General features: G+C 71.5%; 17 protein-coding genes. 5 read left to right on the top strand and 12 right to left on the bottom strand.

Annotated elements, in window-relative coordinates; all coding sequences use genetic code 11:
• Nucleotides 1-2 precede the first annotated feature (2 nt).
• Complete coding sequence (locus WBK31_RS40605; protein ID WP_364068908.1) at nucleotides 3-1,907, top strand: fumarate reductase/succinate dehydrogenase flavoprotein subunit; 1,905 nt, start codon at nucleotides 3-5, stop codon at nucleotides 1,905-1,907.
• Nucleotides 1,904-2,677 (top strand): succinate dehydrogenase/fumarate reductase iron-sulfur subunit, encoded by a 774-nt coding sequence (locus WBK31_RS40600; RefSeq protein WP_364068906.1) that lies wholly within the window; start codon nucleotides 1,904-1,906, stop codon nucleotides 2,675-2,677. Before WBK31_RS40605 ends, WBK31_RS40600 begins: the two co-directional genes overlap by 4 nt.
• A gap of 172 nt (nucleotides 2,678-2,849) precedes the next feature.
• On the opposite strand, the gene WBK31_RS40595 is transcribed toward WBK31_RS40600, so the two are convergent.
• Entirely contained in the window at nucleotides 2,850-4,208 is a 1,359-nt protein-coding gene (locus WBK31_RS40595) for a hypothetical protein (protein ID WP_364068904.1), read from the bottom strand.
• Nucleotides 4,209-5,390: 1,182 nt separating this feature from the next.
• Between WBK31_RS40595 and WBK31_RS40590 the strand changes: the two genes are divergently transcribed.
• Entirely contained in the window at nucleotides 5,391-5,825 is a 435-nt protein-coding gene (locus tag WBK31_RS40590) for a hypothetical protein (RefSeq protein WP_364068902.1), read from the top strand.
• 639 nt (nucleotides 5,826-6,464) lie between these two features.
• On the opposite strand, the gene WBK31_RS40585 is transcribed toward WBK31_RS40590, so the two are convergent.
• The 11 genes from WBK31_RS40585 to WBK31_RS40535 form a co-directional block, all read right to left on the bottom strand.
• Nucleotides 6,465-6,854 carry a (deoxy)nucleoside triphosphate pyrophosphohydrolase gene (locus WBK31_RS40585; protein ID WP_406674118.1) on the bottom strand — a complete coding sequence of 130 codons (390 nt, stop codon included), beginning with the start codon at nucleotides 6,852-6,854 and terminating at the stop codon, nucleotides 6,465-6,467.
• Complete coding sequence (locus WBK31_RS40580; RefSeq protein WP_364068898.1) at nucleotides 6,851-7,945, bottom strand: bifunctional lytic transglycosylase/C40 family peptidase; 1,095 nt, start codon at nucleotides 7,943-7,945, stop codon at nucleotides 6,851-6,853. The genes WBK31_RS40585 and WBK31_RS40580 overlap by 4 nt, the downstream gene beginning before the upstream one ends.
• Nucleotides 7,942-8,568: a hypothetical protein gene (locus WBK31_RS40575; protein ID WP_364068896.1), complete on the bottom strand. Its 627-nt coding sequence runs from the start codon at nucleotides 8,566-8,568 to the stop codon at nucleotides 7,942-7,944. Before WBK31_RS40575 ends, WBK31_RS40580 begins: the two co-directional genes overlap by 4 nt.
• Before the next feature lie 19 nt (nucleotides 8,569-8,587).
• Nucleotides 8,588-10,855: a type IV secretion system protein gene (locus WBK31_RS40570; protein ID WP_364068894.1), complete on the bottom strand. Its 2,268-nt coding sequence runs from the start codon at nucleotides 10,853-10,855 to the stop codon at nucleotides 8,588-8,590.
• Nucleotides 10,852-13,329, bottom strand: coding sequence for an ATP-binding protein (locus WBK31_RS40565; protein ID WP_364068892.1), 2,478 nt, complete (start codon nucleotides 13,327-13,329; stop codon nucleotides 10,852-10,854). The genes WBK31_RS40570 and WBK31_RS40565 overlap by 4 nt, the downstream gene beginning before the upstream one ends.
• A gap of 47 nt (nucleotides 13,330-13,376) precedes the next feature.
• The gene (locus WBK31_RS40560; protein WP_406674117.1) at nucleotides 13,377-17,390 is read right to left on the bottom strand and encodes a TcpE family conjugal transfer membrane protein; all 4,014 of its coding nucleotides are present in this window, start codon (nucleotides 17,388-17,390) and stop codon (nucleotides 13,377-13,379) included.
• A 55-nt stretch (nucleotides 17,391-17,445) separates the two neighbouring features.
• Nucleotides 17,446-17,697, bottom strand: a complete 252-nt coding sequence (locus WBK31_RS40555) for a hypothetical protein (RefSeq protein WP_364069128.1) — start codon at nucleotides 17,695-17,697, stop codon at nucleotides 17,446-17,448.
• 75 nt (nucleotides 17,698-17,772) lie between these two features.
• Entirely contained in the window at nucleotides 17,773-18,489 is a 717-nt protein-coding gene (locus tag WBK31_RS40550; RefSeq protein ID WP_364068888.1) for a conjugal transfer protein, read from the bottom strand.
• A gap of 946 nt (nucleotides 18,490-19,435) precedes the next feature.
• Nucleotides 19,436-19,735, bottom strand: a complete 300-nt coding sequence (locus WBK31_RS40545; protein WP_364068886.1) for a hypothetical protein — start codon at nucleotides 19,733-19,735, stop codon at nucleotides 19,436-19,438.
• A gap of 217 nt (nucleotides 19,736-19,952) precedes the next feature.
• Nucleotides 19,953-21,029 carry a redox-regulated ATPase YchF gene (gene ychF / locus WBK31_RS40540; protein WP_378785213.1) on the bottom strand — a complete coding sequence of 359 codons (1,077 nt, stop codon included), beginning with the start codon at nucleotides 21,027-21,029 and terminating at the stop codon, nucleotides 19,953-19,955.
• Between the two features lie 76 nt (nucleotides 21,030-21,105).
• The gene (locus WBK31_RS40535) at nucleotides 21,106-21,711 is read right to left on the bottom strand and encodes a hypothetical protein (protein WP_406674116.1); all 606 of its coding nucleotides are present in this window, start codon (nucleotides 21,709-21,711) and stop codon (nucleotides 21,106-21,108) included.
• Between the two features lie 214 nt (nucleotides 21,712-21,925).
• Between WBK31_RS40535 and WBK31_RS40530 the strand changes: the two genes are divergently transcribed.
• Nucleotides 21,926-23,182 carry a DNA recombination protein RmuC gene (locus WBK31_RS40530; protein ID WP_364068880.1) on the top strand — a complete coding sequence of 419 codons (1,257 nt, stop codon included), beginning with the start codon at nucleotides 21,926-21,928 and terminating at the stop codon, nucleotides 23,180-23,182.
• Between the two features lie 17 nt (nucleotides 23,183-23,199).
• The gene (locus tag WBK31_RS40525) at nucleotides 23,200-23,709 is read left to right on the top strand and encodes a DUF6542 domain-containing protein (protein ID WP_364068878.1); all 510 of its coding nucleotides are present in this window, start codon (nucleotides 23,200-23,202) and stop codon (nucleotides 23,707-23,709) included.
• The last annotated feature ends 2 nt before the right edge of the window (nucleotides 23,710-23,711 follow it).

Genomic DNA, 23,711 nt, shown 5'->3' with positions numbered 1-23,711 from the left:
AAGTGGAAAACACGCACAACATCGAGCGCCACGAGTACGACGTCGTCGTCATCGGCGCAGGAGGCGCCGGCCTGCGGGCCGCGATCGAGGCCCGCCAGCAGGGCAAGCGCACGGCCATCGTCTGCAAGTCGCTGTTCGGCAAGGCGCACACGGTCATGGCCGAGGGCGGCGCCGCCGCCGCGATGGGCAACGTCAACCCCGACGACAACTGGATGGTGCACTTCCGTGACACCATGCGGGGCGGCAAGTTCCTCAACAACTGGCGGATGGCCGAGCTGCACGCCAAGGAGGCTCCCGACCGCGTCTGGGAGCTGGAGGCGTGGGGCGCGCTGTTCGACCGCACCAAGGACGGCAAGATCAGCCAGCGGAACTTCGGCGGTCACGAGTACCCGCGGCTCGCACACGTGGGCGACCGTACCGGCCTGGAGCTCATCCGCACCCTGCAGCAGCGCGTCGTCGCGCTCCAGCAGGAGGACTACGAAAAGCACGGCGACTACGAGGCCTACATCAAGGTCTTCGCCGAGTGCACGATCACGCGGCTGCTGAAGGACGGCGACGCGATCTCCGGCGCGTTCGGCTACTGGCGCGAGAGCGGCAACTTCGTGCTCTTCGACGCGCCCGCCGTCGTCCTCGCCACCGGCGGCATCGGCAAGTCGTACGTCGTGACCTCCAACTCCTGGGAGTACACCGGCGACGGCCACGCGCTGGCCCTGCTCGCCGGCGCGAAGCTCATCAACATGGAGTTCATCCAGTTCCACCCCACCGGGATGGTCTGGCCGCCCTCCGTGCGCGGCATCCTCGTCACCGAGTCCGTCCGCGGCGACGGCGGCGTGCTGCGCAACTCCGAGGGCAAGCGCTTCATGTTCGACTACATCCCCGAGGTCTTCAAGGACAAGTACGCGACCACGGAGGAAGAGGCTGACCGCTGGTACACCGACCAGGCCAACAACCGGCGCCCGCCGGAGCTGCTGCCCCGTGACGAGGTCGCCAGGGCCATCAACGCCGAGGTGAAGGCAGGGCGCGGCTCCCCCCAGGGCGGCGTCTTCCTCGACGTCTCCACCCGGCTGCCCGCCGAGGAGATCAAGCGGCGGCTGCCGTCGATGCACCACCAGTTCAAGGAGCTGGCCGACGTCGACATCACCGCGGAGCCCATGCAGGTGGGCCCGACCTGCCACTACATCATGGGCGGCGTCGAGGTCGACGCCGACACCGGCTCGTCCTGCGTGCCCGGCCTGTTCGCGGCCGGCGAGGTGTCCGGCGGCATGCACGGCTCCAACCGGCTGGGCGGCAACTCGCTGTCCGACCTGCTGGTCTTCGGCCGCCGCGCGGGCGCGGGCGCGGCCGCGTACGTCGACTCGCTGCCCGCCCGGCCCAAGGTCGCCGCCGAGCAGGTCGATGCCGCGAAGGAGGAGGCGCTGGCGCCGCTCGGCCGCAGCGGCGAGAACCCGTACGAGGTGCACCACGAGCTCCAGCGGACGATGAACGACCTGGTCGGCATCATCCGCAAGGCCAACGAGATCACCGAGGCCCTCGGTGTGATCGAGAAGCTGAAGGAGCGCGTCCGCATGGTCGGCGCGGGCGGCTCGCGCATCTACAACCCCGGCTGGCACCTCGCCATCGACCTGCGCAACATGGTGCTGGTGTCGGAGTGCGTGGCACGCGCCGCGCTCATGCGCGAGGAGAGCCGCGGCGGTCACACCCGCGACGACTTCCCCGCGATGGACCCGGAATGGCGCCGCAAGCTGCTCGTCTGCTCCACCGAGGACGGCTCGACGATCAACGTGGAGGTGAAGGTCCAGCCGCCGATGCGCGACGACCTCATCACCCTGTTCGACCGTGACGAGCTGAAGAAGTACCTCACCGACGAAGAGATGGCCGAATTCGACAGGATAGCGAAGACGTCATGAGCTACAAGGCAAAGTTCAAGGTCTGGCGCGGTGAGGGCGGCGAGGGCAGGCTCGAGGACTTCACGGTCGAAGTGAACGAGGGCGAGGTCGTCCTCGACATCCTGCACCGCCTCCAGGCGACCCAGGCACCCGACCTCGCCGTACGGTGGAACTGCAAGGCCGGCAAGTGCGGCTCGTGCAGCATGGAGATCAACGGCAAGCCGCGGCTCGGCTGCATGACCCGGATGTCCACCTTCTCAGAGGACGAGACCATCACGGTCACGCCGATGCGGACGTTCCCCGTCATCAAGGACCTCGTCACCGACGTGTCCTACAACTACCAGAAGGCCCGGGAGATCCCGTCCTTCACACCGCCCGCCGACGTCCGGCCGGGCGAATACCGGATGAAGCAGGTGGACGTCGAGCGCTCGCAGGAGTTCCGCAAGTGCATCGAGTGCTTCATGTGCAACAACGTCTGCCACGTCATCCGTGACCACGAGGAGAACAAGACCAACTTCTCCGGTCCCCGCTTCCTCATGCGGATCGCCGAGCTGGACATGCACCCGTACGACGTGGCCGACCGCAAGGAGTCCGCGCAGCAGGACCACGGGCTCGGCTACTGCAACATCACCAAGTGCTGCACCGAGGTCTGCCCCGAGCACATCAAGATCACCGACAACGCGCTGATCCCGATGAAGGAGCGCGTGGTGGACCGCAAGTACGACCCGCTGGTGTGGCTGGGCAACAAGATCTTCAAGCGCGGCGCGAGCTCCGGCACCACCAAGCCGTAGCCGCAGGGCCGCCGCGATCCCGGCGGGCCGCCCACGTGGCTCGCCCGCCGGGCCCGCGCATGGGCCGCCGCGTACCAGACGAAGGGTCTCGTACAAGGCGAAGGGCCGGAACCCCGACTGGGGCTTCCGGCCCTTCGCTTTCGCTGCTTGCCGTGGAAGAGGCGGCGGGACGCTACTTCTTCTTCCTGCCGAAGAGGCGGCGCTTGGCGCCGGCCTCTGGCATCACCTGGGTCGCGTCCTGCTGCTGCGCCTCCTGCTGCTGCTCTTCCGCCTGAGCCTGCGGCGGCTCCGGCTGGGGCTGCTGCGCAACGGGCTGCACGGTCGTCGCCTCCCCGTCGGCCGGCAGGTAGGGAGGCGGCTCGTACTCCTTGGCCGGTTCGAACAGCCCGCGCTGGTGCTGCTGCCACGGCTCGGAGTCACCCGGCTCCGCAGCCGAGGCCGGCCCGAGCGGCTGGTCCTTGTCAGGATCGAACGGGCCGGCCCCGCCCGGCGGAATGTCCGAGGCCGGCGGCTCCGGCGGGATCGCCGGCTCGAACAGGTCGCGCTCACGGGACTTCGGCGGCTCGCTGTAGGAGTCGAACTGGTCCGGGCCGAGCACCACCGGTTCCTGCGGCTGCTCGGCGGGCGGCGCCGGCTCCTGCGCGTAGCCGTGCGGGTAGGGCTGGTTGGGGTCCTGGTAGCCGGGCGGCGGAGCGGTCGGGAACGTCTGCACCGGCACGAAGCTGATGATGGGCGCGTACGCCGTGCCGCCCGGGTAGCCGGGGGCGGCGATGTGCGCCGTCGCGTAGCCGGGGCCCGCCGGGTAGCCGCCGGGCGGCATGGGCTGCGCGTCCGGGGGCAGCTGCGGGCCCGCCTTCCGCACGGCCGCCGCGTGGGCCATCCTGCGCAGCCGTCCCTCGAAGATGAGCACACCGAACAGCGCCAGCAGCACCAGCACCAGCGCCGGGATGCTGAGCTTCTGCGTCAGCGTGCGCTGGTCGTACTCGGGGGCGGCCTGCCGCAGCTCGAGCGGTACCTCCTCGGTGGAGGCGGCCTGCGACTGGCTGGGCGGCGGCGCGGTGGTGACCGGGTCGGTCGGCGCGACCGTCGGCATCTCGACCGCCGCGTCAGGCGTGGGCGTGCTGGACGTCGGGGTCACCGGGGGGACCTCGATGTCCGGCTGCGTGGGCAGCGGCTGCTGCGGCGGCGCCTGGGTGGTGGCCGGGGTGCTCGGCTTGGTCGGGGTGGGCGTGCTCGTGGTCTTGGTCGGCTTCGCCGTGACCGTCTTGGTCGTCGTGGGCTCGGGGCTCGCGGTGACGGTCTTGGTGACCGTCGTCGCCGGGGCCTCCTGCTCCTCCTCGGGCGGTGGCGGCTCACCGATGGTGGTGGTGACCGTGACGGTGACGTCGTCGGGCGGGTCGAGATCGCACACCTGACCCACGTCACACGGCTCGACCGGGTCGGCTGCGACTACGGAGGCGCTCGCGCTCTGCATGATGAACGGCGCGGCACCGGCACCCGACAGCCCGAGCGCAAGGACGATAGCGGACACGGCTGTCGCTCGTGTGCGTGCCACCGGTGCCCTCCGCGTACTCCCGAAACATTGGTCAAGGGAATACTAGTCGGGTCAAAGTAACAGTAAAGACGAAATTAGAGCACCTTTCTCCGGTTACTTCGTTTTTGTACCGTGACAACGAGCCACAAGCCGCACATCAGAACGCCGATGGCCGCCACGACCAGGGGAAACGCCTTCGGGCCATCAATGGGGCTCACCCACGCGATTGGCTTCGCCGGCTTCGCCCGTACGCCCATTTCCCACGGCAACGGAGCTTCACCTCCCGGCAACGCCCCGGCACCTCCGGCGTCACCCGCCGTACTCCCAGGCGGCGCGACACTGGGCGCGACGGCCTGCTGACCACCCGCCCCACCAGGCGCAGCAGCCCATCCACCCCCAGCGGCACCAGGCACGCCGGGCCATCCGCCTACGCCCGGCACGGAACCCGTGACGTCGCCGGACGCGCTCCCCGTGCCGGCCGCCCCTCCGGGCGCGGCGTCCGGCAACACCAGCCCCGGCGCTCCGCCCGTCACGTCTCCGGTCGTCCCTGGGCTCACGCTTCCGGTGGTACCCGCGCCCACGTCCTTCTGCGCGCTCGCGTCTTCCGCCGCTCGGGCCGCTGCGCCCCCGTTCGCGCCGCTCGCCGCATCCGCGCTCGCGTCCCCCGCCGCTCGGGCCGCAGCCCTGTGCGCACCGCTCGCCGCTTTCGTGCCCGCGTCACCGGTCGTGGTCGCGGGCCCGGTGGCCGGCGAGGCCGCCGCGTCGGCGCGTGCGCGTTTTCCGGCGTTCGCCGTTCCGCCGCCGCGCGTGGTTCGTCTCGCGTTCGCCGCACCGGCGCGCGTCCGCCTGCCTGGTGACGCGCCCGTGCTCGTGCGCGTCCGCCTTCCGGGCTTCGCGCCCGAGACGTCGCGATCCGCGTCGCGCGGAGTCGCCGCGACGTGCGCCCGTCCGGTACGTGCCACGTCGGTGTGAGCCTCGCCCGTCTGAGTCGCGCCGGCCTGCGCCTCGCCCTGTTGCGCCGCCCTCGCGGACGTTCCGCCTGCCCTCGCAGGCATTCCGTCTGCCCTGGCGGGTGTTCCACCTGGCCCGGCGGGCGTTCCGTCTGCTCTCGCGGGCGTTCCGCCCGCCTGTGTCGCGTCCGCCTGGCTCCCGGCCGCGCGTGTCAGGTCCCTGTGCGGGGTGGCGGACTGGGCCGGGTGCGAGCCCTGGGCGGCTCGTGCGGCGGTGGCGGGCAGGCGCTGGGCGGGGCCGCTGAAGGTGGCGGCGTCACCGGTGATCGGCCCCCGCACCCGTACGGCGGCCGTCTTGCTCATGGTCGTCAGCTTCCCGCCGTCCCGCACCCTGGCCACCGCCGCGACCACCACGCGCTTGGACCCCTCCGGCGCCCGCACGGTCACGTCGACCGCCTTCGTCCCGGAGACCTTGCCCAGCGCGCACACGCGAGCGCCCGGCACGACCGCGCCCTCGGCCACCGTCGCACCCGCAGTCGGACCGGTGGGCACGGTCCCGCTCGCCCCCGCCCCGGCCGCCGTCCCGTGCAGGCTCGCGCCGGAGGACGCCTGCTCGCCCAGCGTCGTGCCCGAGGAAGCCGTACCGCTCGGCAGGGCCTGCTGAGCGGACGGGGCGAGTGCCGCGCTCAGAGGCACGGGACCGGTCGGCTCGGCCGCCCCGGCGGCGATCAGCGCCCGCGCCGCCAGCCTCCCCGCCGCCTTGGGACCGACCGCCTCGGAGCCCGCCACCCCGGAGGCCGCCGGCCCGCCACCCGCCACCGCAAAATCAGACGCCGCATAATCAGACGCCGCAAAATCAGACGCCGCAAAACCAGACGCCGCAGCACCAGATGCCACGGAACCGGACGCCCCGGCAGCTCCGGAGCCCGCAGCCCTGGAACCCGTCGTCTGAGAGCCCGACCCATGCCCGCCACCGGTCACAGCTCGGGCATCGGCGGCACACGAAACCTCGGTCAGCGCCTCCACCGGGTTGGCCGCGACCGCCACCTTGGCGCCCTTGCCCATCCCGTTCAGCCGCACCCGGAAGCGCTGGACGTCCCCGGTCCTGACCCACTTGCCGACGTCCTCGCCTCCGCTGACCCGCTCGAGCACCAGCGACACCCCGGCCGCCGCCACGGGCACGGACGGCACCGCCACCAGGGTCAGCACGCCGGCGACGATCCACCCACGCCGCATCGCTCCCACTCCCCCACCGCGACGACAAATGACAAGTAGTTATGATTGTGTCACAGAGGGTGATGTCCTAATCCTGCGGGAGTAGGTTCTCCACCGCCCGCATGATGGGCAGATCAGCCGAAAGCCACGCGACGTCGTAGTACTCGCCCGGCCCGAGCCACCGCAGCGCCAGGTGCTCCTTGGCGACGGGCTCGCCGGAGGCCAGCGAGCAGAGCCAGACGCGCATGATGTACCCCTCGGCGAGCGGCCAGTCGGCGCCCACCCGGCGGCCGACCGTGACCTCGACCCCGAGCTCCTCGCGGCACTCGCGGATGAGCGCCGCCTCGTCGCTCTCGCCGGGGTCCACCTTGCCGCCGGGGAACTCCCAGCCGCCCGCCAGCGCGGCGGGTTCGGCGCGCTGCGCGGCCAGCACCCGCCCGCCCGGAGCCACGATGACGGCGGCGACGACTGTTCTCATAGCGCTGGATTCTGCAGCTTCTTCAGCTGCTCCTGCACATCGGGGTTCTGCAGGGGACGGGTGAAGCCGACGCGGTCCTGCCTGGCCATGTAGCTGGTGACCTTGATGGGCCCGCACAGCCGGCAGCGCGCCTCCAGCATCTTGCCCTTGGAGACGACGAGGCCGACATGGCCGGGGTTGTCCGGCGAGGTGCCGGGCCCGGAGTTGAAGAACACCAGGTCGCCGGGCTGCTCGTCGCCCTCCTTGATGCGTACGCCGAACGGCCACTGACCGAACGTCGTACGCGGGATCGACAGCCCCGCCTCCCGGTAGGCCGCGTAGATGACGCCGGAGCAGTCGAACGCGTCGGGACCGGTGCCGCCCCACAGGTACGGCTTGCCGCGCTGCGCCAGCGCGTACTGGAGGATCTTGGCCACCACGTCGCTCGGCGCCGCCTCGACGAGGGGGTCGTCGCAGTCGTCGGTCGCCTGCGGCGGCACCTTCACCTCACCCGACTTGGCGTACTTCCTGGCGATCTCCTCGACCTGGTCGACGTACCACCAGGCGCGGTTGTAGACGAACAGCGCCCGCCGCACGTTCTCCGGCGCGCCGTTGCGCTTGAGCATCTTGGCGGCGCCGAGGATGGCGTCGGCCGGGTTGTAGACGTCGCCGATGCCGTCGCCGTCGCCGTCGGAGGCGTAGCCGTTGAACTTCGACGACATCGAGATCCTGGCCTTGCCGCCCCACGTGGAGATGAGGAACTGCATCGGCCCCGCCGCGCCCGCGTGGTTGGTGCCGCTCTTGACGCCGGGCAGGTTGGAGCGGCCGTGGTCGGTCTCGCGCTTGCCCACCGCGGCCAGCACGTTCCACTGGACGCCGATCTTCTTGCCGTACTCCTTGTACAGCTCCAAGTACTCGGGCGGGATGTCGGAGGTGGCCGAGTCGGACGCCTCCTCCACCTGCACCTGGTCCTCGCAGTCGACGGTGGTGCCGCCGTTGCTGAGGAACGACGGCATCGACATGAGCAGCAGCGGCGAGACGACGACCGCGGCCAGGAGCAGTAACCCGGCCAGGCCGAGGAGCAGTGCGATGCGGCCTCGTGTGAGCTTCACCCCGAGGTGTCTCCCTCCTGGCCCTCGGTGGACGGAAGGATGTCGTAGATCCGCCAGTCGCTGCCGGACTGGCTGACCGTGACGGCGTATTCCTCGTTCGCCTGCTTCTCGCCGCTCTTGGCGGAGATCTGCCTGGTGGCGGTGACGACGAACACGATGGAGTTCTTCTCGACCTGCCTGATCTCCTTGAGCTGGGCGGTGGCGGTGGAGACGATCTCGTCGTCGTGGTTCTGCTCGACGGTGCCCGCCGACGTGAGGGTCCTGGCCAGCGTGTTGCCGAGCTCGGGCGTGGTGTACGCCTTGAGCCTGGCCGCGTACGCCGCCGGGTCCTCGTCGTAGCGGAAGGTGCCGTACTCGGCGGTGAACCGCTCGGCGAGATCCGCCGCCGCCGCGAGCTGCTCCTTGGTCATCGGCAGGTACGCGTACACGTCGAACGGCGCGGAGCTCGCGGTCGCCAGCGGCGTGCTGGTCGCCACGACGGTGCTGGTGGCGCTGGGGGCCGCCGGCTCCGCCGCCTCCTGGTCGGGCGAGTCGGGCCACATGGTCAGGTAGATGCCGACCGCCGCGATGACCACGACGACGGCGGCGAAGGCCACCCCCCGCCTGTCACCTGGCTGCGCCATATCTCAGTTCTCCGGGGTCTCAGTCCTTGTCGGGGTTGCTCGGCTTGAGCCAGAACGGCACGGAAGGGCTGTCGCCTCCGGAGTCGCCGCCGTCGCGGCTGCTGCGCAGCCAGAGCGGAGGCGCTTCCGATGCGCGGGATGAGGTCTCGCCGGAGCCGAAGATCCGGGTGCCCGGCGAGGTACCGCCGCCCGACCTGCCGCCGCCGGAGGAGGAGCGTGACGAGCCGCCGAACAGCCCGCCGCCGGAGCGTGAGCCGTTGCCGCCCGAGCGCGACCCGCCGCCGAACAGGCTGCCGCCCGACCGGGAGCCTCCGGAGCCCGATCCGCTGAAGCGGGACGTACGGGTGCTACGGGTGCCGTTCGCGGATCCGCCGCGCCGAGCCCAGCCGCCGCCTGACCCGCCGCCTGACCCGCCGCCGAACCAGCCGCCGCCGGAGCCGCCGCCCGACCCGGCCGCGACACCGGAGCCGCCGGACGAGCCGTTGGAGCCGGAACCGCCGACCCGCGGGCCGCCGGGACCCCGCGTACGCCCGGAGGTGCCGCCCAGGTTGAGCGGCGGCGCGGTGCCCCTGCGCGGCTCGGGAACCGCCCGTCCCGCCGCCTTGCCGCCCTGCTGGTCGGTGTCCAGCGGGGCCGCCGTCGCGGGCACGCGGGCGCCGGAGGGCGTGCCCTCGCCTTCCTGTACGCGAACCTGCCCGGCCGCGGCCGCGGATGCCGCCGAGGCCGCCGCGCCCGTGCCGCTGACCATGCCGGCCGCCCTGATGACCGGCTCGGCCTTGCGCAGGCCCCAGCGGCCGATCCTGGCCGAGGCGACCGGCGGCAGCACGCCGGCCGACCGCTCGAGCACCGGCGAGCTGGCCGCCTCGCCCAGCATGCGGGTGGTGACGGTGTGGCCGTTGATCGAGGCGAACAGGTGCTGGAACGGCCGCCGGTAGAAGAACACCGCGATCGTCAGCAGCGCCATGAACAGCACCTGCATGCCCCACGGCATGGCGGTGGAGATGATCAGCGCGTACCCGTAGATGAGCACGCTCAGCACGATGGTCAGCACGGCCTGCCGCAGCAGCGTGCCGATGAGCATCTCGACCCAGCGCATGGCGATGATGCGGCCGCTGCCCGGATGCACGCCGATCAGCAGGAAGATCGGCCCGAGTATCAGCAGCAGCAGGAAGCCCACCTTCAGCACCAGCAGCGAGACCGCCACGAGGAAGATGAGCAGCCCGGCCACCAGCGCGGCGATGAACGCGCCGACGGCCACGCCGAGCCGGTTGGACCAGTCGCGGCCCGAGAAGGTCGCGTAGCGGGGGTCGTTGCGCAGCTTGTCGGCGAAGTCGGCGTACTCGGACTGGCGGGCGCCCACGTCGGGCGCCGGTTGCCCGGCCACGGCCTGCGGGACCGACTGCATCTCCAGCACCTTGCGGCCCCAGTCGCGCACGATGGGCTGCTGCGGGTCGGAGGTGCCGAACAGGCCGACCAGCCACGGCTTGCAGACCAGCGTGGACCACAGGGCGTCGGCGTTCTGCTCGACGCCGGGCGTGCCGGCCTGCGCGTAGCCGCCCGCCTTGACCTGCGCGTCGGGCTGTCCCGGCGGCTGCAGGCAGGACGCGCCGCCCGCGCCGGGCAGACCGGCGAAGGCGGAGTTGACGACCTCGCCCGTCTTGTCCGTGACGACCTTGCCGAGGCCGGTGAAGTCGCCGGGACGGCTGAAGAACCAGACCGCCACGGTGACCGCCAGCACCATCCAGATGACGCCTTCCGCGGTGGTGGTGGCCCGCTTGCGGATCAGGCCGTACCAGGCCAGCCAGATGGCGCCGAGGATGACGATCGGCCGCAGGTACGGCCAGTACATGGCGTTGGCCAGGTTCGTGACGATGTCGTCGACGACGTCCTTGATCGACTGGAGCGGGCCCTCGGTCGCCGCCGCCTGATAGGTCGTGATCGTGAGCCGGTCGATCGCCTTGGCCGCGGTGAAGATGCCGTTGGCCCACATGTTGCCCAGCACGGCCACGTAATCGGAGCAGGTCAGCTCGTGCGTGTGCCAGAACTGCCCGCTCATGCCGAACTGGGCGTAGTTGGTGGTCGGGGCCTGCGGGCCGCCCTCGGGCGGGGGCGGCTGGATCAGGCCGTCGACGCCGCTGCCCACCATCTCGGGCGACAGCGGGCCCGACAGGTCACAGGGGGCCGCGGCCGCCGGCGTGGAGGCGGCGCCCACCACGATCGGCACCACCAGGATCCCGGTGACGAGCGCGAGCGCCAGTGCCAGCCGTCTGGGTAGTCGGATCTTCATGACCGTACCTCCTGCGCCCTGCCCACGCCCCCTTGAAGATCATCATGCCCGGCGCCGTCGGGTTTGTCGTGTGTCGGGTTCGTGTCGAGCCAGCGGAGCAGCTCCTCGGAGATCAGGTCTACTCCGATACGGCCCGCCCTGCCATCCAGATCGCGGAATATGCATTCGCCGTTGCCCAGCGAGCGCAGCACGGCCTTGTGCTCTTCCAGCGGTTCCACCCCGAGCAGGGACATGACGTGGTCCACCTCCACCCGTTCGGTGGACCTGAAGGCGAAGACCGACGACAGGCAGTTGGTCACCTGTTCGTTCAGCAGGTCTCCGGCGTTCTGCGAGACCAGGACGAGCGCCGTGTTGCGGGAGCGGCCCATCCTGCTCACCTCGGGCACCAGCTTGGCGCCCTCCGGCGTGGAGGTGATCGCCCACGCCTCGTCCAGGAAGATCGCCTTGGGCGCGCGCCGGTCGAGGCCGTTCATCAGCCTGCGCGCGAACTGGGAGACCAGGTAGAGCAGGGCCACCGAGAGGCGCTGCTCGTAGGAGTAGTCCTCCCTGCTGGTGGCCACGTCGGGCAGGGTCAGCCCGCCCAGCGTGAACACCGTCGTCCAGCCCTCGGTGTCGATCTGCTCGCCGCCCGAGGGGTCGAAGCAGAGCCGCGCCAGATGCATCTCCGACATCGAGCGCAGCACCGCGCCCAGGTTCTTCGACGCGGCGTCGTCGGCCTGCTCCAGATAGTCGACGACCTTGCCGAGCGACGGGTTCGGGCCGTTGGAGACCGCCGCCACCGCCTGGATCATCGCCGACTCGCGCTCCTCCGACATGCGCGGCAGCAGCAGCCGCAGCGTCTCGGTGGCCATCGTCTTCTTCGCCGCGATGTCGTCGCCGAACGAGAACGGGTCGAGCAGTCCCGGCGCCGCCGAGCCGAGCGGGATCACCCTCGCCTTGCGCCCGCGCTTCTCCAGCAGCTTCACCAGCGACTCCGCGTCGCCCTTCGGGTCGATCACCGCGACCGTCACGCCGCGCAGCGCCATCTGGTAGATCATCAGCAGCGCGAGCGTGGTCTTGCCGCCGCCCGGCTCCCCGGTGATCGCGATGGCCGTCGGCCGGTTGCGGGTCGCCGCCACCAGCGGGTCGAAGTGCACGATGCTGCGCGCCCTGCCGACCGTCTCCCCGATGTACGGGCCCAGCCAGCCCTCGCTGCCCTCGCCCAGCCGGTCGCCCAGCTCCACCGTGGCCGTGGCCATGCCGCCCGCGATCGTGCGCAGCGGCTGACGCTGGGCGTAGGCGTTGACCCTGACCTTCTCGCCCGGCAGCGACTCGCAGAACAGCGAGAACTGGTCGCCCGTCGAGTTGACCACGTCGATGCCCATGTCGCGGTAGTGCTCGACCACCGCCTCCACCCGCTGCACGCAGATGTCCTCGGTGGGGGCCGAGACGATCAGGCGGTGCCAGCCGTACACGAAGGGCAGGCGCTCCTTGGTGATGCCGTGCTCCAGCATGCGCGCGGCGTCGATCTGCTCGGCCAGCGCCAGCGGCGCCTCCGCGCCCGCCTCACGGATGTGGTGGTCCATGTCGCGGGCGTGCGCCAGCTTGCGCGCCACGTCCTTCGACGCCTTGACCGGCGGGATGAGCCGCATCCGCGAGGAGATCTCCACCGGGAACGGCAGCTGGTCCGCGAAGTGCATCCACGGCTCGCCGTCCGGGAACGGCATCAGGTCGGGAAAGCGCGCGAACGACAGGTACGCCACGTACGAGTCGCCCTGCGGCTGCACGATCCGCAGCAGCGACCTGCCGTTGTGGATCTCGCCCTCGACCAGCGACTCGATCTCGCCCCTGCCCCAGCGCCGCCGCGGGCTCGCCGACGGCGGCGGATCGCCGATCGCCCCCGCCGCCGCGTGCTGGAACAGCCACGCCACCTCTGTGGAGGTGGCGTGACGGGCGTACAGCGCGCTGGACGCGAGCGCCCTGCCGAGGCGTTCCGCGGACTCGGTCCACCGGCTGATCTCGCTGTCGGGCACATGGTCGTCCTCCATGCCCAGCGCCTTCTCCGTCTTCTGGTAGAAGCCGAAGAGCTGGGAGAGCACGCCGCTGCCGAGCTGCTTGCCGCGCGGCCCGAGCCGCACGCCCAGGTAGACCTCCTTGGTCCAGAAGTCCTTCGCCCAGACGTGCCGGTACATCTCCTCCAGGTAGTCGCGCCAACCGGGCCCCTCGTCGGAGGTGGCGTTCAGCGCCATCGCCCACTCCGCCGCCGGATACGCCCGGTGCGCGACCCGCAGATGGACCTCGGCGTCGGGCATCCTGATCGCGGCCAGCGCGATCGTGATGTTGGTGGCCAGCGCCTCGCGCTCCTCCGGAGTGACGAACTCGTAGCTGACCGTCGGAAGCCGGAAGTACGCCCATGCGCAGGTGTCCGTGAGCAGGATGCGGTCGTCGAAGTAGCGGACCGCGAGGCGCTGATGCGCTCGGGACGCCCTGCTCATGCCGCCCCCTCGGCGCATGAACGGGCCAGACCTGCTCGCTTGTTCACTTATCGCTCACCGATTCTCGTGCCCGGGGGGTCACTCGCCATCTCCTCTTCGCTCGGTCGTACGGTCTGCGCCGCGAAGCCCGCGACCACCACACCGGCGAGGGCGAGATAGGCCCGCCGCCCGGCCGCGCGCAACTGCCCGGGATCGACCACCTCGGCACCGCCGGGCGCCAGGTCGTCCTCCCAGGGGACCCTGACGATGGCCCGGCACCTGCCCCTGGCCACCGACTCCGCCTGCTCGACGTCGGCCATCGAACGCCTGCTGACGCCGTTGACCACCATCACCGCGCGCCTGCGCAGCTCCGCGCAGCCGTGCCCGTCGAGCCACTCGTACGTCATCGCGACCGCTTCCGGCGCCTCCTCGCTCGCCGGCACCACCAGCACGAGCTGGTCGGCGTACGGCAGCAGCCTGGCCGCCAGCGAGGCGGCCGGGTCGATGACGGCCAGCTTGTAGTGGCGGTCGAGCAGGCGCATGGATTCGCCGATCCGGCGGTCGGAGAAGAAGGACCGGTCCGCGAGCCGCTGCTCGGCGCCCGCGTCGGTGTCCGCGCTGATCACCTCGAGCCCCGAGGCGGTCCGCGTGGTGTATCCCCGCATCGTGAGATAGCCGCTGACCCGGTCGAGACCCGACAGCAACGACGTCAGGGTCTCCGGGGTCTCCGGCTCGATCTTGCTGGTGAGTCCGCCCCCGCCGGTGCTCGCGTCGACCGCGACCACCCGGTCGTCCCGGTACTGCGCGAACGTGTGGCCCAGCATGAGCGCCGTCGTACTCTGCCCGGCGCCGCCGGTGCAGCCCAGGACGACGATCCTGCGGCTGCCGCTGAACACGGCTTTCGCCCGCGCCTCGTCGAGCTCCGAGCCGTCCGTACGGACACTGGCGCCGCCGACGACCACCTGGGCGATCCGCCGCCAGCCGCCGGAGTCGCGCCCCACCACGGACTCGACCCTGCGCACCCGGCCTTCCCCGGCCCTCGGCCCCGGCACCGGCGCGGCCACATCCCCCCGCTGCCGCGCCACCTGCCGTCCTGCCTGCCGTCCGTCGGCCTCGGTGTGCCGCGCCGCCTCACGCCCAGCCTGACGATCGCCGGTCTCGCCGTGCCACGCCGCCTCACGCCCAACCTGACGATCGCCGGCCTCCGCCTGCCGGCCACCTGCCTCGGCCTGCCGCGCCGCGCCACGTCCGGACTCCTGCGCCGCCGCGCCGCGTCCGGACTCCTGCGAGTCCGCCGCACGCCTCGGACGCTCACGGGCCGCCTCGCCCGAGCGCTCAACGGCGGCCTCCCTGTGCGCACGACGCTCCCGCTCCAGCGGGATCACCCGCGCTTCAACCGCTTCGGCTTCACGAACGGCGACCTCACGGGCGGCAACCGCCCGCTCAGCCGCGTCCGGCTCACCACCGGCGACCCACTGCCCAGCCGCCTCCGGCTCACCGCCAGCGGCCGACCGCCCAGCCGCCTCCGGCTCATCACCAGCGGCCGACCGTCCAGCCGTCCCCGGCTCGCTGCCCGCAACCGCCCGCTCAGCAGCCGCCTTACGGCCGGCCGCCGAGCGCGACCGCCCGCGGACTGTGGTCGCCGGTTGCTCACCCTCGGCCGCCTGCGGGGCCTGCTCGCCGTCCGTCGGCTCAGCCGCGTGCTCACCACGACCCTCGGGAGCCGCCGCGCCGGCCGGGTGGCTGACGGTCTCTTCGGCGGCGGTCACCGACGGGGTTTCGTGCTCGCCTGCCGCCTCAGCGCGGGCCGCCACGGCTGCGCGGGCCGCTTCCCGGTCGGCTTGGTCGTCTTCCACGGTCTCCGCGACCGCCGGCTCGACTGTGCGCTCGCCGGGATCGCTCGTGGCCGGGCTCGGCTCGACCGCGGCATCCTTCTGCCGGTCGGGGCCCGCCTGCTCGGCGACCGGGGCGTCTCGCAGGTCACCCGCCGGGTCCGCCGTCGAAGCACCTCGCTCGCCGTCACCGGCCTCCGAGCCGGCGTCGCGTTGATCATCGCCAACCCGGCTCTCCGAGGCGGCAGCACTCCGACCGTCGTTGGTCCGAGCCTTCGCGGGCGCCTCAAGCCGGCCATCGTCGGCCCTCTGCTGCGAGGAGACATCGCGCTGGCCATCGTCAACCCGGCTCTCCGAGGCGGTGGCACTCCGAGCGTCGTCGGCACCGTCCTCCGCGGGCGCGACCTGCTGCTCGCCCGTGCGCAGCACCACGTCCTGTGCGCTGTCCGGCTGGGCGGTGTCCGGCTCAGTGTCCGGCTCGGTGTCCGGCTCGGTAGCCGGCTCGGCATCCTCACCGATCGCCCGGCCGCCGTCCGTGCCGTCCGCCGGGGTGGTGTCGTGGGCGGGCGTCCGAGCCGGGACCTCGCCCGCCACCGCACGCTCGCGCGGCCTGGACTCGTCGACGGGCATCTTGGGGAGCGGCGGGAGAGCGTCGTGCTCCGCAGGGCCGCCCGCAGCCGCATCGCTCGCCACGGCCGCTCGGGCGCCCGTCGCCTCGTTCGGGCCGCCCGCGACGTCTGCCCGGGCGCTCGTCGCCTCGTTCGGGCCGCCCGCGACGTCTGCCCGGGCGCTCGTCGCGTCGGCAGGGGCGTGCGTGGCGTCGGCCGGACCGACCGGCGCGTCGGTCGCAGTCGGGGTGAGGTCGGTGGTGGTGTCGCGGGCGGTCTCGGTGGGGCGGGCCGTCTGGTCGGCGTCCTCGCGGCGGGACGGGCGCGGGGCGGGCTTGGCGTTCGCGTTGAGCGGAGGCCAGACGCGATGCGTGCCCGACAGCAGCAGCGCGGGGTTGAGCCGGGGCGGCTGGCCTCTCCTGTGCTGGTCGCGGGCGATCTCTTCCTCGTGCCGTGCGTCCTGCGTACGCGCGTCATCCTCGGCACGGGGCGCCGCGTCCGCCCGTGCCGCCGGATCGGCGCGGCCCGCCGACTCGGACGGTGCGTCGGCGCTGGCCGCCAGCTTGCGCAGCCGCCGCAGCGCCTCCGTGTCGATCGGCTTGCCTCCCACAGAGCTTCCCCGCGCGGAGCTTCCTCCCGCTGAGCTTCCGCCCACCGGGGTTCCGCCCGTAGGGCTTCCCGTTCCACGGTCACTCGCTCTCGCGCTGTCGGAGGAGTGCGCCGCATCGCCAGAGGTGTCCGCCTCGGAGTCGCGCGTCGCCCCGCCAAAGGCGTCCGGTTCGAAGTCGCGCGTCGCCCCACCGGAGGCGTCCGGCTCGAAGTCAGCGGGCTCGGTGAAGTCGTCGAGGTCCGGAAGTACGGCGTGATCGGCGTCGCGCGGCACGGCCCGATCGGTGGCTCCGGTGCGGCGGGCGGTGCCGACGACCTCGTCCACGAGCGGCACCGGCTCCTGAAGCTCCTGAGCACGCCCAGAGCCCCCTGAGAGCCCCTCCTCGCGCCGTACAGACCCGCCCCCGGCCCCGGTGCCCGCGGGCAGCCCCGAAGCCTTCAGAGCGGGCGCTGTCCCCCTGCGCGACCCCCACCCCGTACGGGCGGACGTCGGCTCGGCCACGGGTGCCTGCGACGCGGCGGCGGCAGCGGCGGCGACGGCGGGACGGACCTGGCGCGGCCCGGTGACCGGACGGCCCGCGCGCCGGCGCTCCGCCTGGCGTTCCTTGCGCGCCGTCTTGGCGACCTTGCCCGCCCGCGTGGCCTTCGTGGCCTTGGCGCGGCGCGGCGCGGCACGCCAGACGCGCCCGGAGAAGGTGACGACGTCGGGCTCGGAGGAGGGCGCGAGGCGGTACCAGGCCTTGGGCTCGCCGAGGTAGCGCAGCTGGGACTCCAGCAGCTCGGTGAGGCGCTTGCCCTCGATGACGGGACGGGTGGACAGCCACGTGACGATGCCGGGCGGCACCAGGAACAGCACGTGCCAGGGCATCTCCACCGGCACGCCGATCAGGACCAGCAGGAGGGACCACGGGACGAACACCCCGACGAACACGCCGATCCAGACGATGGGCAGCGGCATCGGCAGGCGCAGGTCGTACAGCTTGTAGAGCCGCTTCTCGATACGCCAGATGTTCGTATACGTGGGCAGGTCCAACGCGGTCCTCCTCTCCACCCGCTCGTTAATGACCGCCGGAGAACGGTCTCAACCCTTACCTGATGCCTAGTGCGCCCGCGATCGCCCTCGCCGTCACCTCGATGATGTTGGGAACGTAGAAGATCACGCCGATGGCCACGGCCAGGATCAGGAACTGCACAAAACGGGTGATCTCCCGCGTGAAGAGGAAGAAGAGCGCGACCACGGAGACGACAACGAGGAACAGCGGCGCGAAGAACGCCCGCAGGAAGTCGGCGAGACCCCCGGTGTCGATGCCCGTGGAGGTCGGCGTCGGCGTCATCTCCATCAAGGTGAGCACTATGGTCTTCAAGATCACTTCTTGTCCTCCCGGGGGGTACCGTTCAGCAGCGCGGCCGTGCGTCTATCCAACGGATCGGCCGCCGCCGCGGATGTCGGCGACGAACCATTTGTCGCCCTGCTTCTCGACGGTCAGCCGGTAGGCCTGCTCCAGCGTGCCGCCGACCGCGGCGGGGTCGGTGGCGTCGGGAGAGGGCGTCGCACTGCCGTTCGGCACGGCCCACACCACGACCGCCTGGATCTCTCTTGTGGCACCCCCCACAGGCACCACGACTTCCTTGAGCTGCGAGAAGGTGAACGCGCCGCCGAAGCTGGGCAGGCTCTTGCCGGCGGCGACGTAACGCTGCAGCCCGGCCGTGTCGCCGGACGCGTATTCCTTGAAGAAACCTTCGAGCTGGGGCTTGAGCTCCGCCGCCGCCGCGTCGTCGGTCTCCGGTGCGGCGGCCTGGGGCACGTCGGCGGGCGCGGGCGCGGGCAGGACGGCGGGGCGGCCCGAGACGGCGAAGCGCCCGCTGGAGTCGCCGGAGTAGTAGATGGGCACGGTGAGGATCATGCGGCGCGGCCCGGTCTGGAAGGCCACGCTGACCACGGCGTTCTGGGCGTCGCTCACCTCGATGTCGTACGGCTGGATGGCGACGGCGGACAGCTTGCCGTAGCCGTCCCAGCCCATCTGCGGGTCCATGCCCGCGGCGAGGAATGCGGCGAGCTTGCCCGACCTGCTCGCGGCGTCTTCCGGGTTGAAATTCAGATAGACCCCGGCGAACTGGGCGGCGAATGCCATGCCCCGCTCGGTTGGGAATCCATGGTCGGCTGGTGCGGCGCCATTGGACGTCGCGGGCTCTTGCTGGGTAAACCGCTCAAATGGGGCACGAATCCCATTCACCACGATAACCACAATAAGCGCCCATAGAATGACGCGGCCGGTCCACACCAGCCAGCGTCCGCCGCCACCCGACCAGCCGCCGCGCCGCGGCCTGCGCGGTGGCGGCGCGTCGAAGTCAGCTGAGTCAAGGGTTGCGGGAAGCCCGGGGCCGTCAGCGATCCGAGGATCGTGGACGGTAGACCTACGAGCCATCACGCCTCCGCTCGCGCCGATCCCCCCGGCTGGCGCGGTGTCGTCCAGTGCCGATCCCCATCATCCGCGGTGAAGTAGTCACCCTATCCGGTCTCCGCCATTCTTCCAGGAAAGCCACGCCCATGCTGCGGCATGACAGTCCGCACGGCAAACCGAGCCCGTATGACAGGCCACAGTGCCGATTCCTGTCAGTTCCCGGAAGAAACGGCTTTTGACCAGGCCAGATGCCTAAAAACCGGTAGCGTGGCGGCCACGGATTCCTGTCCAAAACAGGCATGGACTGTCGCGACCTGCGGATTCGGCATGAGTCGTGCACAAGTGACCACGTACCCGCTACAAGCCCCGCGTCTCAGGTCCGGATCGATCTCCCCTGGGGAGTTCACTCGGAGGTGTCGATCAAGGTTCCGCCCGGCACGTCGAGGTCCCACCCGACGATCGGCGGAGGGGTTCCGCCCGGCGGCCAGCGGCGGCACCGATCCGCCGGGCGGTACGGCCTGGCGGGCGGTGCGGCGGAGGACGCCCCGGCGGCCGGTACAGCCCGGCGGCCGGTGCGGCCTAGCGGAGGACGGCCCGCCGGCCGGTTCAGCCCGCCGGCCGGTACAGCCCGGCGGCCTGGCGGAGGACCGTACGGAAGCGTACGGAAACGTCCCCGTCAGGCCGGTTCGGGGTCCTGGTGGCTGCGCGCCTGGCGGCGGCTGTGGAGGTCGACGACGGTCGGGCGGACCGTGCGCTCCAGCGAGCCGCGCAGGTCGGCGAGCATCTCGGCGGGCTCACGCTCGCGCATGCGGGTGACCATCTCGTTGCGCTCGTCCACTTTCCTGCGGAGGTACTCCTCGCGGTCGACGCGCAGGCCGTACATGAGCTCGACCCTGATGAGGGCCAGCTCCTCCTCCAGGCTGATGCCGGTCAGTGTGGGTGCCGGGCGTCGTTTCCTGATGATGCGCCGGATCATTGAGGGCCTCCCGAGTCAGCGTGAACGCCGTGACGATTCGACGCGCGGGGGCCCAAAACGGTTGACGCGTCAGCGTTCCCGGCGGCAGACATCCGGCCACCACCGGGAGATCACGCGCCGAAGACGGGCTGCACCGCCGACCGCCGTCGGTAACCTACCGCAAGGAAAGATCACTCAGGGTGATTGACGGCGGCCGGGGTGTCAGTGACGGGACGGCTCAGACGTTGAAGCGGAACTCGACGACGTCGCCGTCCTGCATGACGTAGTCCTTGCCCTCGATCCTGGCCTTGCCGGCGGCGCGGGCGGCGGCGATGGAACCGGCCTCCACCAGGTCGTCGAAGGAGACCACCTCGGCCTTGATGAAGCCGCGCTGGAAGTCGGTGTGGATCACGCCGGCCGCCTCCGGCGCGGTGGCGCCCTTGCGGATCGTCCAGGCCCTGGTCTCCTTCGGCCCGGCCGTCAGGTACGTCTGCAGGCCCAGCGTCTCGAACCCGACCCGGGCGAGCTGGCGCAGCCCCGACTCCTCCTGGCCGACCGACTGCAGCAGCTCCAGCGCCTCCTCCTCGTCGAGCTCGACCAGCTCGGACTCGATCTTGGCGTCGAGGAACACCGCCTCGGCCGGGGCCACCAGCGCCGACAGCTGCTCCCTGAGCGCGGTGTCGGTCAGCTCGTCGGCGTCGAGGTTGAACACGTACAGGAACGGCTTGGCGGTCAGCAGGTGGAGCTCGCGCAGCTCCGCGCCGTCGAGGCCGCTTTCGAAGATGGTCTTGCCGGTCTCCAGGACGGACTTCGCGGCCTCGGCGGCTTCGAGCGCGGCCTTCTTGTCCTTGTTGTGGCGGGCCTCCTTCTGCAGGCGCGGCAGTGCCTTCTCCACCGTCTGCAGATCGGCCATGATCAGCTCGGTGTTGATGGTCTCGATGTCGCGCTTGGGAGAGATCTCGCCGTCGACGTGGGTGACGTCGGGGTCGCTGAAGACGCGGATGACCTGGCAGATCGCGTCGGTCTCACGGATGTTGGCGAGGAACTGGTTGCCTCGCCCCTGGCCCTCGGACGCGCCCTTGACCAGCCCCGCGATGTCGACGAACTCGACCTTGGCGGGCAGGATGCGGGCCGAGCCGAAGATCTTGGCCAGCACGGGGAGCCGGTCGTCGGGCACGCCGACGATGCCGACGTTGGGCTCGATGGTGGCGAACGGGTAGTTGGCCGCGAGCGCGTTGCCGGACTTGGTCAGGGCGTTGAACAGCGTGGACTTGCCGACGTTGGGAAGCCCGACGATGCCGATGGACAGACTCATCGGAGCGGCTCCGTCTCTCGCTGAGGTCTCTGACTGCTGGTGGTCGCCTGGCTGCGCTCGTTCACGGTCAGCGAGTTTATCCGCTGGCGACGTACAGACAGGTAACCGGACGATAGCCACGGGCGGCGCGGAGGTAGTGGCCCGAGCGCCGGGGGCAGTCCTCGGGCGAGGTGGTGAACGCGAGCACCTTCGCCCAGGCGCGCGGATCGTCGCAGGGGACGCGGACGAGCGCGGACCTCGCGGTCACGTCGGCGGGCGGCCTGGCCACGCAGGCGCCCCTGTCGAGCACCTGCCCGCCCCGCCCGAGGCAGACGACCTGGGAGCCGGCTTCGAGCGTGTCGAGGGTGCCGGGCGGGCAGGCGTCCTGGTCGGTGGCGAGTGCGATGGCGCGGCCGTACCAGCCGGGGCCCGAGCAGGGGAGCTCGCGGCCGTCGAGCGAGACGCAGTCGCCGGATCTGAGCAGGCCGCCGCCGCCTCCGGGCGCGCCGGGGTGCGGCTCGACGAAGTTGCGTACGCACGCCGTCCTGCCCTGGCCGACGCGCAGCACGTCATCGGTGTCCTCTGGGCAGTCGCCCGGCCCCGGCGGGTCGGAGGCCATCGCGATCACCTCGGAGCGTCCGCCGTTGCACGCGGTCAGCGCGTACTCGGCCGTCACGCACGCGCCCGGCGACCAGCGCAGCACGGGCCGCTGGGTCTTCGCGCCCGCTCGCCGGCGCGCATGCGATGACGGCCCCGGCCAGCGCGATCAGCACGGACGTCACGGCCCCGCAGGCGGCCGCCGCCTTCGCAAGCGTGTCCATTGCTTCACTCTGCGTGACCGCGAACCGGCGGCACAAGCGGAACGCCCAAGCGTGTCGGGAAGAAGCGCGGGCCCAAGTTTTGCCATCATCGCTGGGATGGACGTCGTCGCGCTTGTCATCGGTCTCGCCATCGGGCTGCTCGTCGGGTTCCTCGTGGCGCGCACCCGCGCGGCCGTGCGGGTGGCCGAGGCGGACGCCAGGGCCAGGGCCGCCGAGGAGAAGCTCGTCTACGTCGAGGAGCAGCTCGCCGAACGCTTCCAGGCGCTGTCCACCCGCGCGCTCGACGTCAACAACGTACGGTTCCTCGAGCTCGCCGAGACCCGGCTGGCCGCCACCCGCGCGGAGGCGGCGGGCGAGCTGGAGCAGCGCAAGCAGGCCGTCGAGCACCTGGTCGAGCCGCTGAAGGACGCGCTCGCCCGGGTCGAGGAGCAGCTGCGCGACACCGAGACGGGCCAGCGGGTGGCCAGGGCGGAGCTGGCCAAGCAGATCGAGTTCGTCAGGCAGAGCAACGAGCAGCTGCGCGCCCAGACGACCGCGCTGGTCAGGGCGCTGCAGCGGCCCGAGGCGCGGGGGCGGTGGGGCGAGCTGCAACTGCGCAGGGTCGCCGAGATCGCCGGCATGCAGCGCTACTGCGACTTCGACGAGCAGGTCACCGAGGGCTCCATGCGGCCCGACATGGTCGTCAGGCTCGCCGGCGGCAAGAACATCGTGGTCGACTCCAAGGTCTCGCTCGCGGCCTACCTGGAGGCGGCCGAGACCGACGACGAGGCGATCGCCTCGGCCCGGCTCGACGCCCACGCAAGGCACGTGCGCGAGCACATCGACCGGCTCGCGGCCAAGTCGTACTGGCAGGGGTTCAACCCGTCGCCGGAGTTCGTGGTGCTGTTCATCCCCGGTGAGGCGTTCCTGGCCCCGGCGCTCGAACGCGACCCCGGGCTGCTGGAGTACGCGATGGCGCGCCGGGTGCACATCGCCACCCCGACCACGCTGATCACAATGCTGCGCACCGCGCACTACGCCTGGCAGCAGGCGGCGCTCAGCCAGAACGCGCGGACCGTGTTCGAGCTGGGCAAGGAGCTGTACGAGCGGCTGGCCTCGCTGGGCAGGAACGTCGAGTCGCTGGGCCGGGCGCTGACCCGGACGGTGGAGGCGTACAACAAGTCGGTCGGATCGCTCGAAAGCCGCGTCCTGGTCACCGCGCGCAAACTTAACGAGCTGGGCGTCGTCGAGGGCGAACTCGACACTCCCGAGATGCTCGAAGGGCTGCCCAGGCCCCTGGCCTCCCCCGAACTGCTCGAAACCTCATCTCCGATAACCCACGCGAACGGTAAGTTGGCCAACGGGTCGCAGTAAATGGGGGTGGGCCAACCGTGGCTGAGAAGGGCAGGCGTTCCGCCGTCAGGCTGACGGCTCGTGGTGCCATCGCGCTCGCCCTGGTCGCCACTCTGGCGGGCTACGTGCTCGCCGCCCTGCTCGGCGTCGAGCACATCGTGGGGGCCGCGTTCGTACTCGCGAGCACGCTCGGCGTGCTGATGGTCAACAAGCGCGACCTGCTGTCGCTGGTGGTGACCCCGCCGCTGACGTTCTTCTGCGCCACGCTCTTCGTCGAGCTCGGGAGGGCGTTCGGATCGGTGTCGATCGTGCAGTCGCTGGCGCTCGGCCTCTACACCTCGATGACGCGCGGCGCGCCGTGGCTCTTCGCCGGCTCGGCCATCGTGCTCGGCATCGCCTGGCGGCGCGGCCTGCGCGACAACGTACGCGAGCTGCGCGAAGAGCTGCGGGCGGGCGCCGAGGCGGCGCGCCCGCGCCAGACGTTCGTACCCGAGCCCGAGGGCTACTTCGAGCCCCGGGTCTACGGCACCCCGCGCGGCGAGGACTGAAG

It is taken from the genome of Nonomuraea sp. N2-4H (assembly GCF_045291505.1).
GTDB classification, from domain to species: domain Bacteria; phylum Actinomycetota; class Actinomycetes; order Streptosporangiales; family Streptosporangiaceae; genus Nonomuraea; species Nonomuraea fastidiosa.
Note: the sequence above shows the minus strand (reverse complement) of the source record. Positions and strands in the feature narration are given on the sequence as shown.

What these genes read in the sequence shown, in the direction of transcription:
- WBK31_RS40555 (WP_364069128.1), bottom strand. Translation starts at nt 17,697, where the DNA reads ATGGAGATGACGCCGACGCCGACCTCCACGGGCATCGACACCGGGGGT.
- WBK31_RS40600 (WP_364068906.1), top strand. Translation starts at nt 1,904, where the DNA reads ATGAGCTACAAGGCAAAGTTCAAGGTCTGGCGCGGTGAGGGCGGCGAG.
- WBK31_RS40530 (WP_364068880.1), top strand. Translation starts at nt 21,926, where the DNA reads ATGGACGTCGTCGCGCTTGTCATCGGTCTCGCCATCGGGCTGCTCGTC.
- WBK31_RS40570 (WP_364068894.1), bottom strand. Translation starts at nt 10,855, where the DNA reads ATGAAGATCCGACTACCCAGACGGCTGGCACTGGCGCTCGCGCTCGTC.
- WBK31_RS40585 (WP_406674118.1), bottom strand. Translation starts at nt 6,854, where the DNA reads ATGAGAACAGTCGTCGCCGCCGTCATCGTGGCTCCGGGCGGGCGGGTG.
- WBK31_RS40565 (WP_364068892.1), bottom strand. Translation starts at nt 13,329, where the DNA reads ATGAGCAGGGCGTCCCGAGCGCATCAGCGCCTCGCGGTCCGCTACTTC.
- WBK31_RS40575 (WP_364068896.1), bottom strand. Translation starts at nt 8,568, where the DNA reads ATGGCGCAGCCAGGTGACAGGCGGGGGGTGGCCTTCGCCGCCGTCGTC.
- ychF (WP_378785213.1), bottom strand. Translation starts at nt 21,029, where the DNA reads ATGAGTCTGTCCATCGGCATCGTCGGGCTTCCCAACGTCGGCAAGTCC.
- WBK31_RS40545 (WP_364068886.1), bottom strand. Translation starts at nt 19,735, where the DNA reads ATGATCCGGCGCATCATCAGGAAACGACGCCCGGCACCCACACTGACC.
- WBK31_RS40550 (WP_364068888.1), bottom strand. Translation starts at nt 18,489, where the DNA reads ATGGCATTCGCCGCCCAGTTCGCCGGGGTCTATCTGAATTTCAACCCG.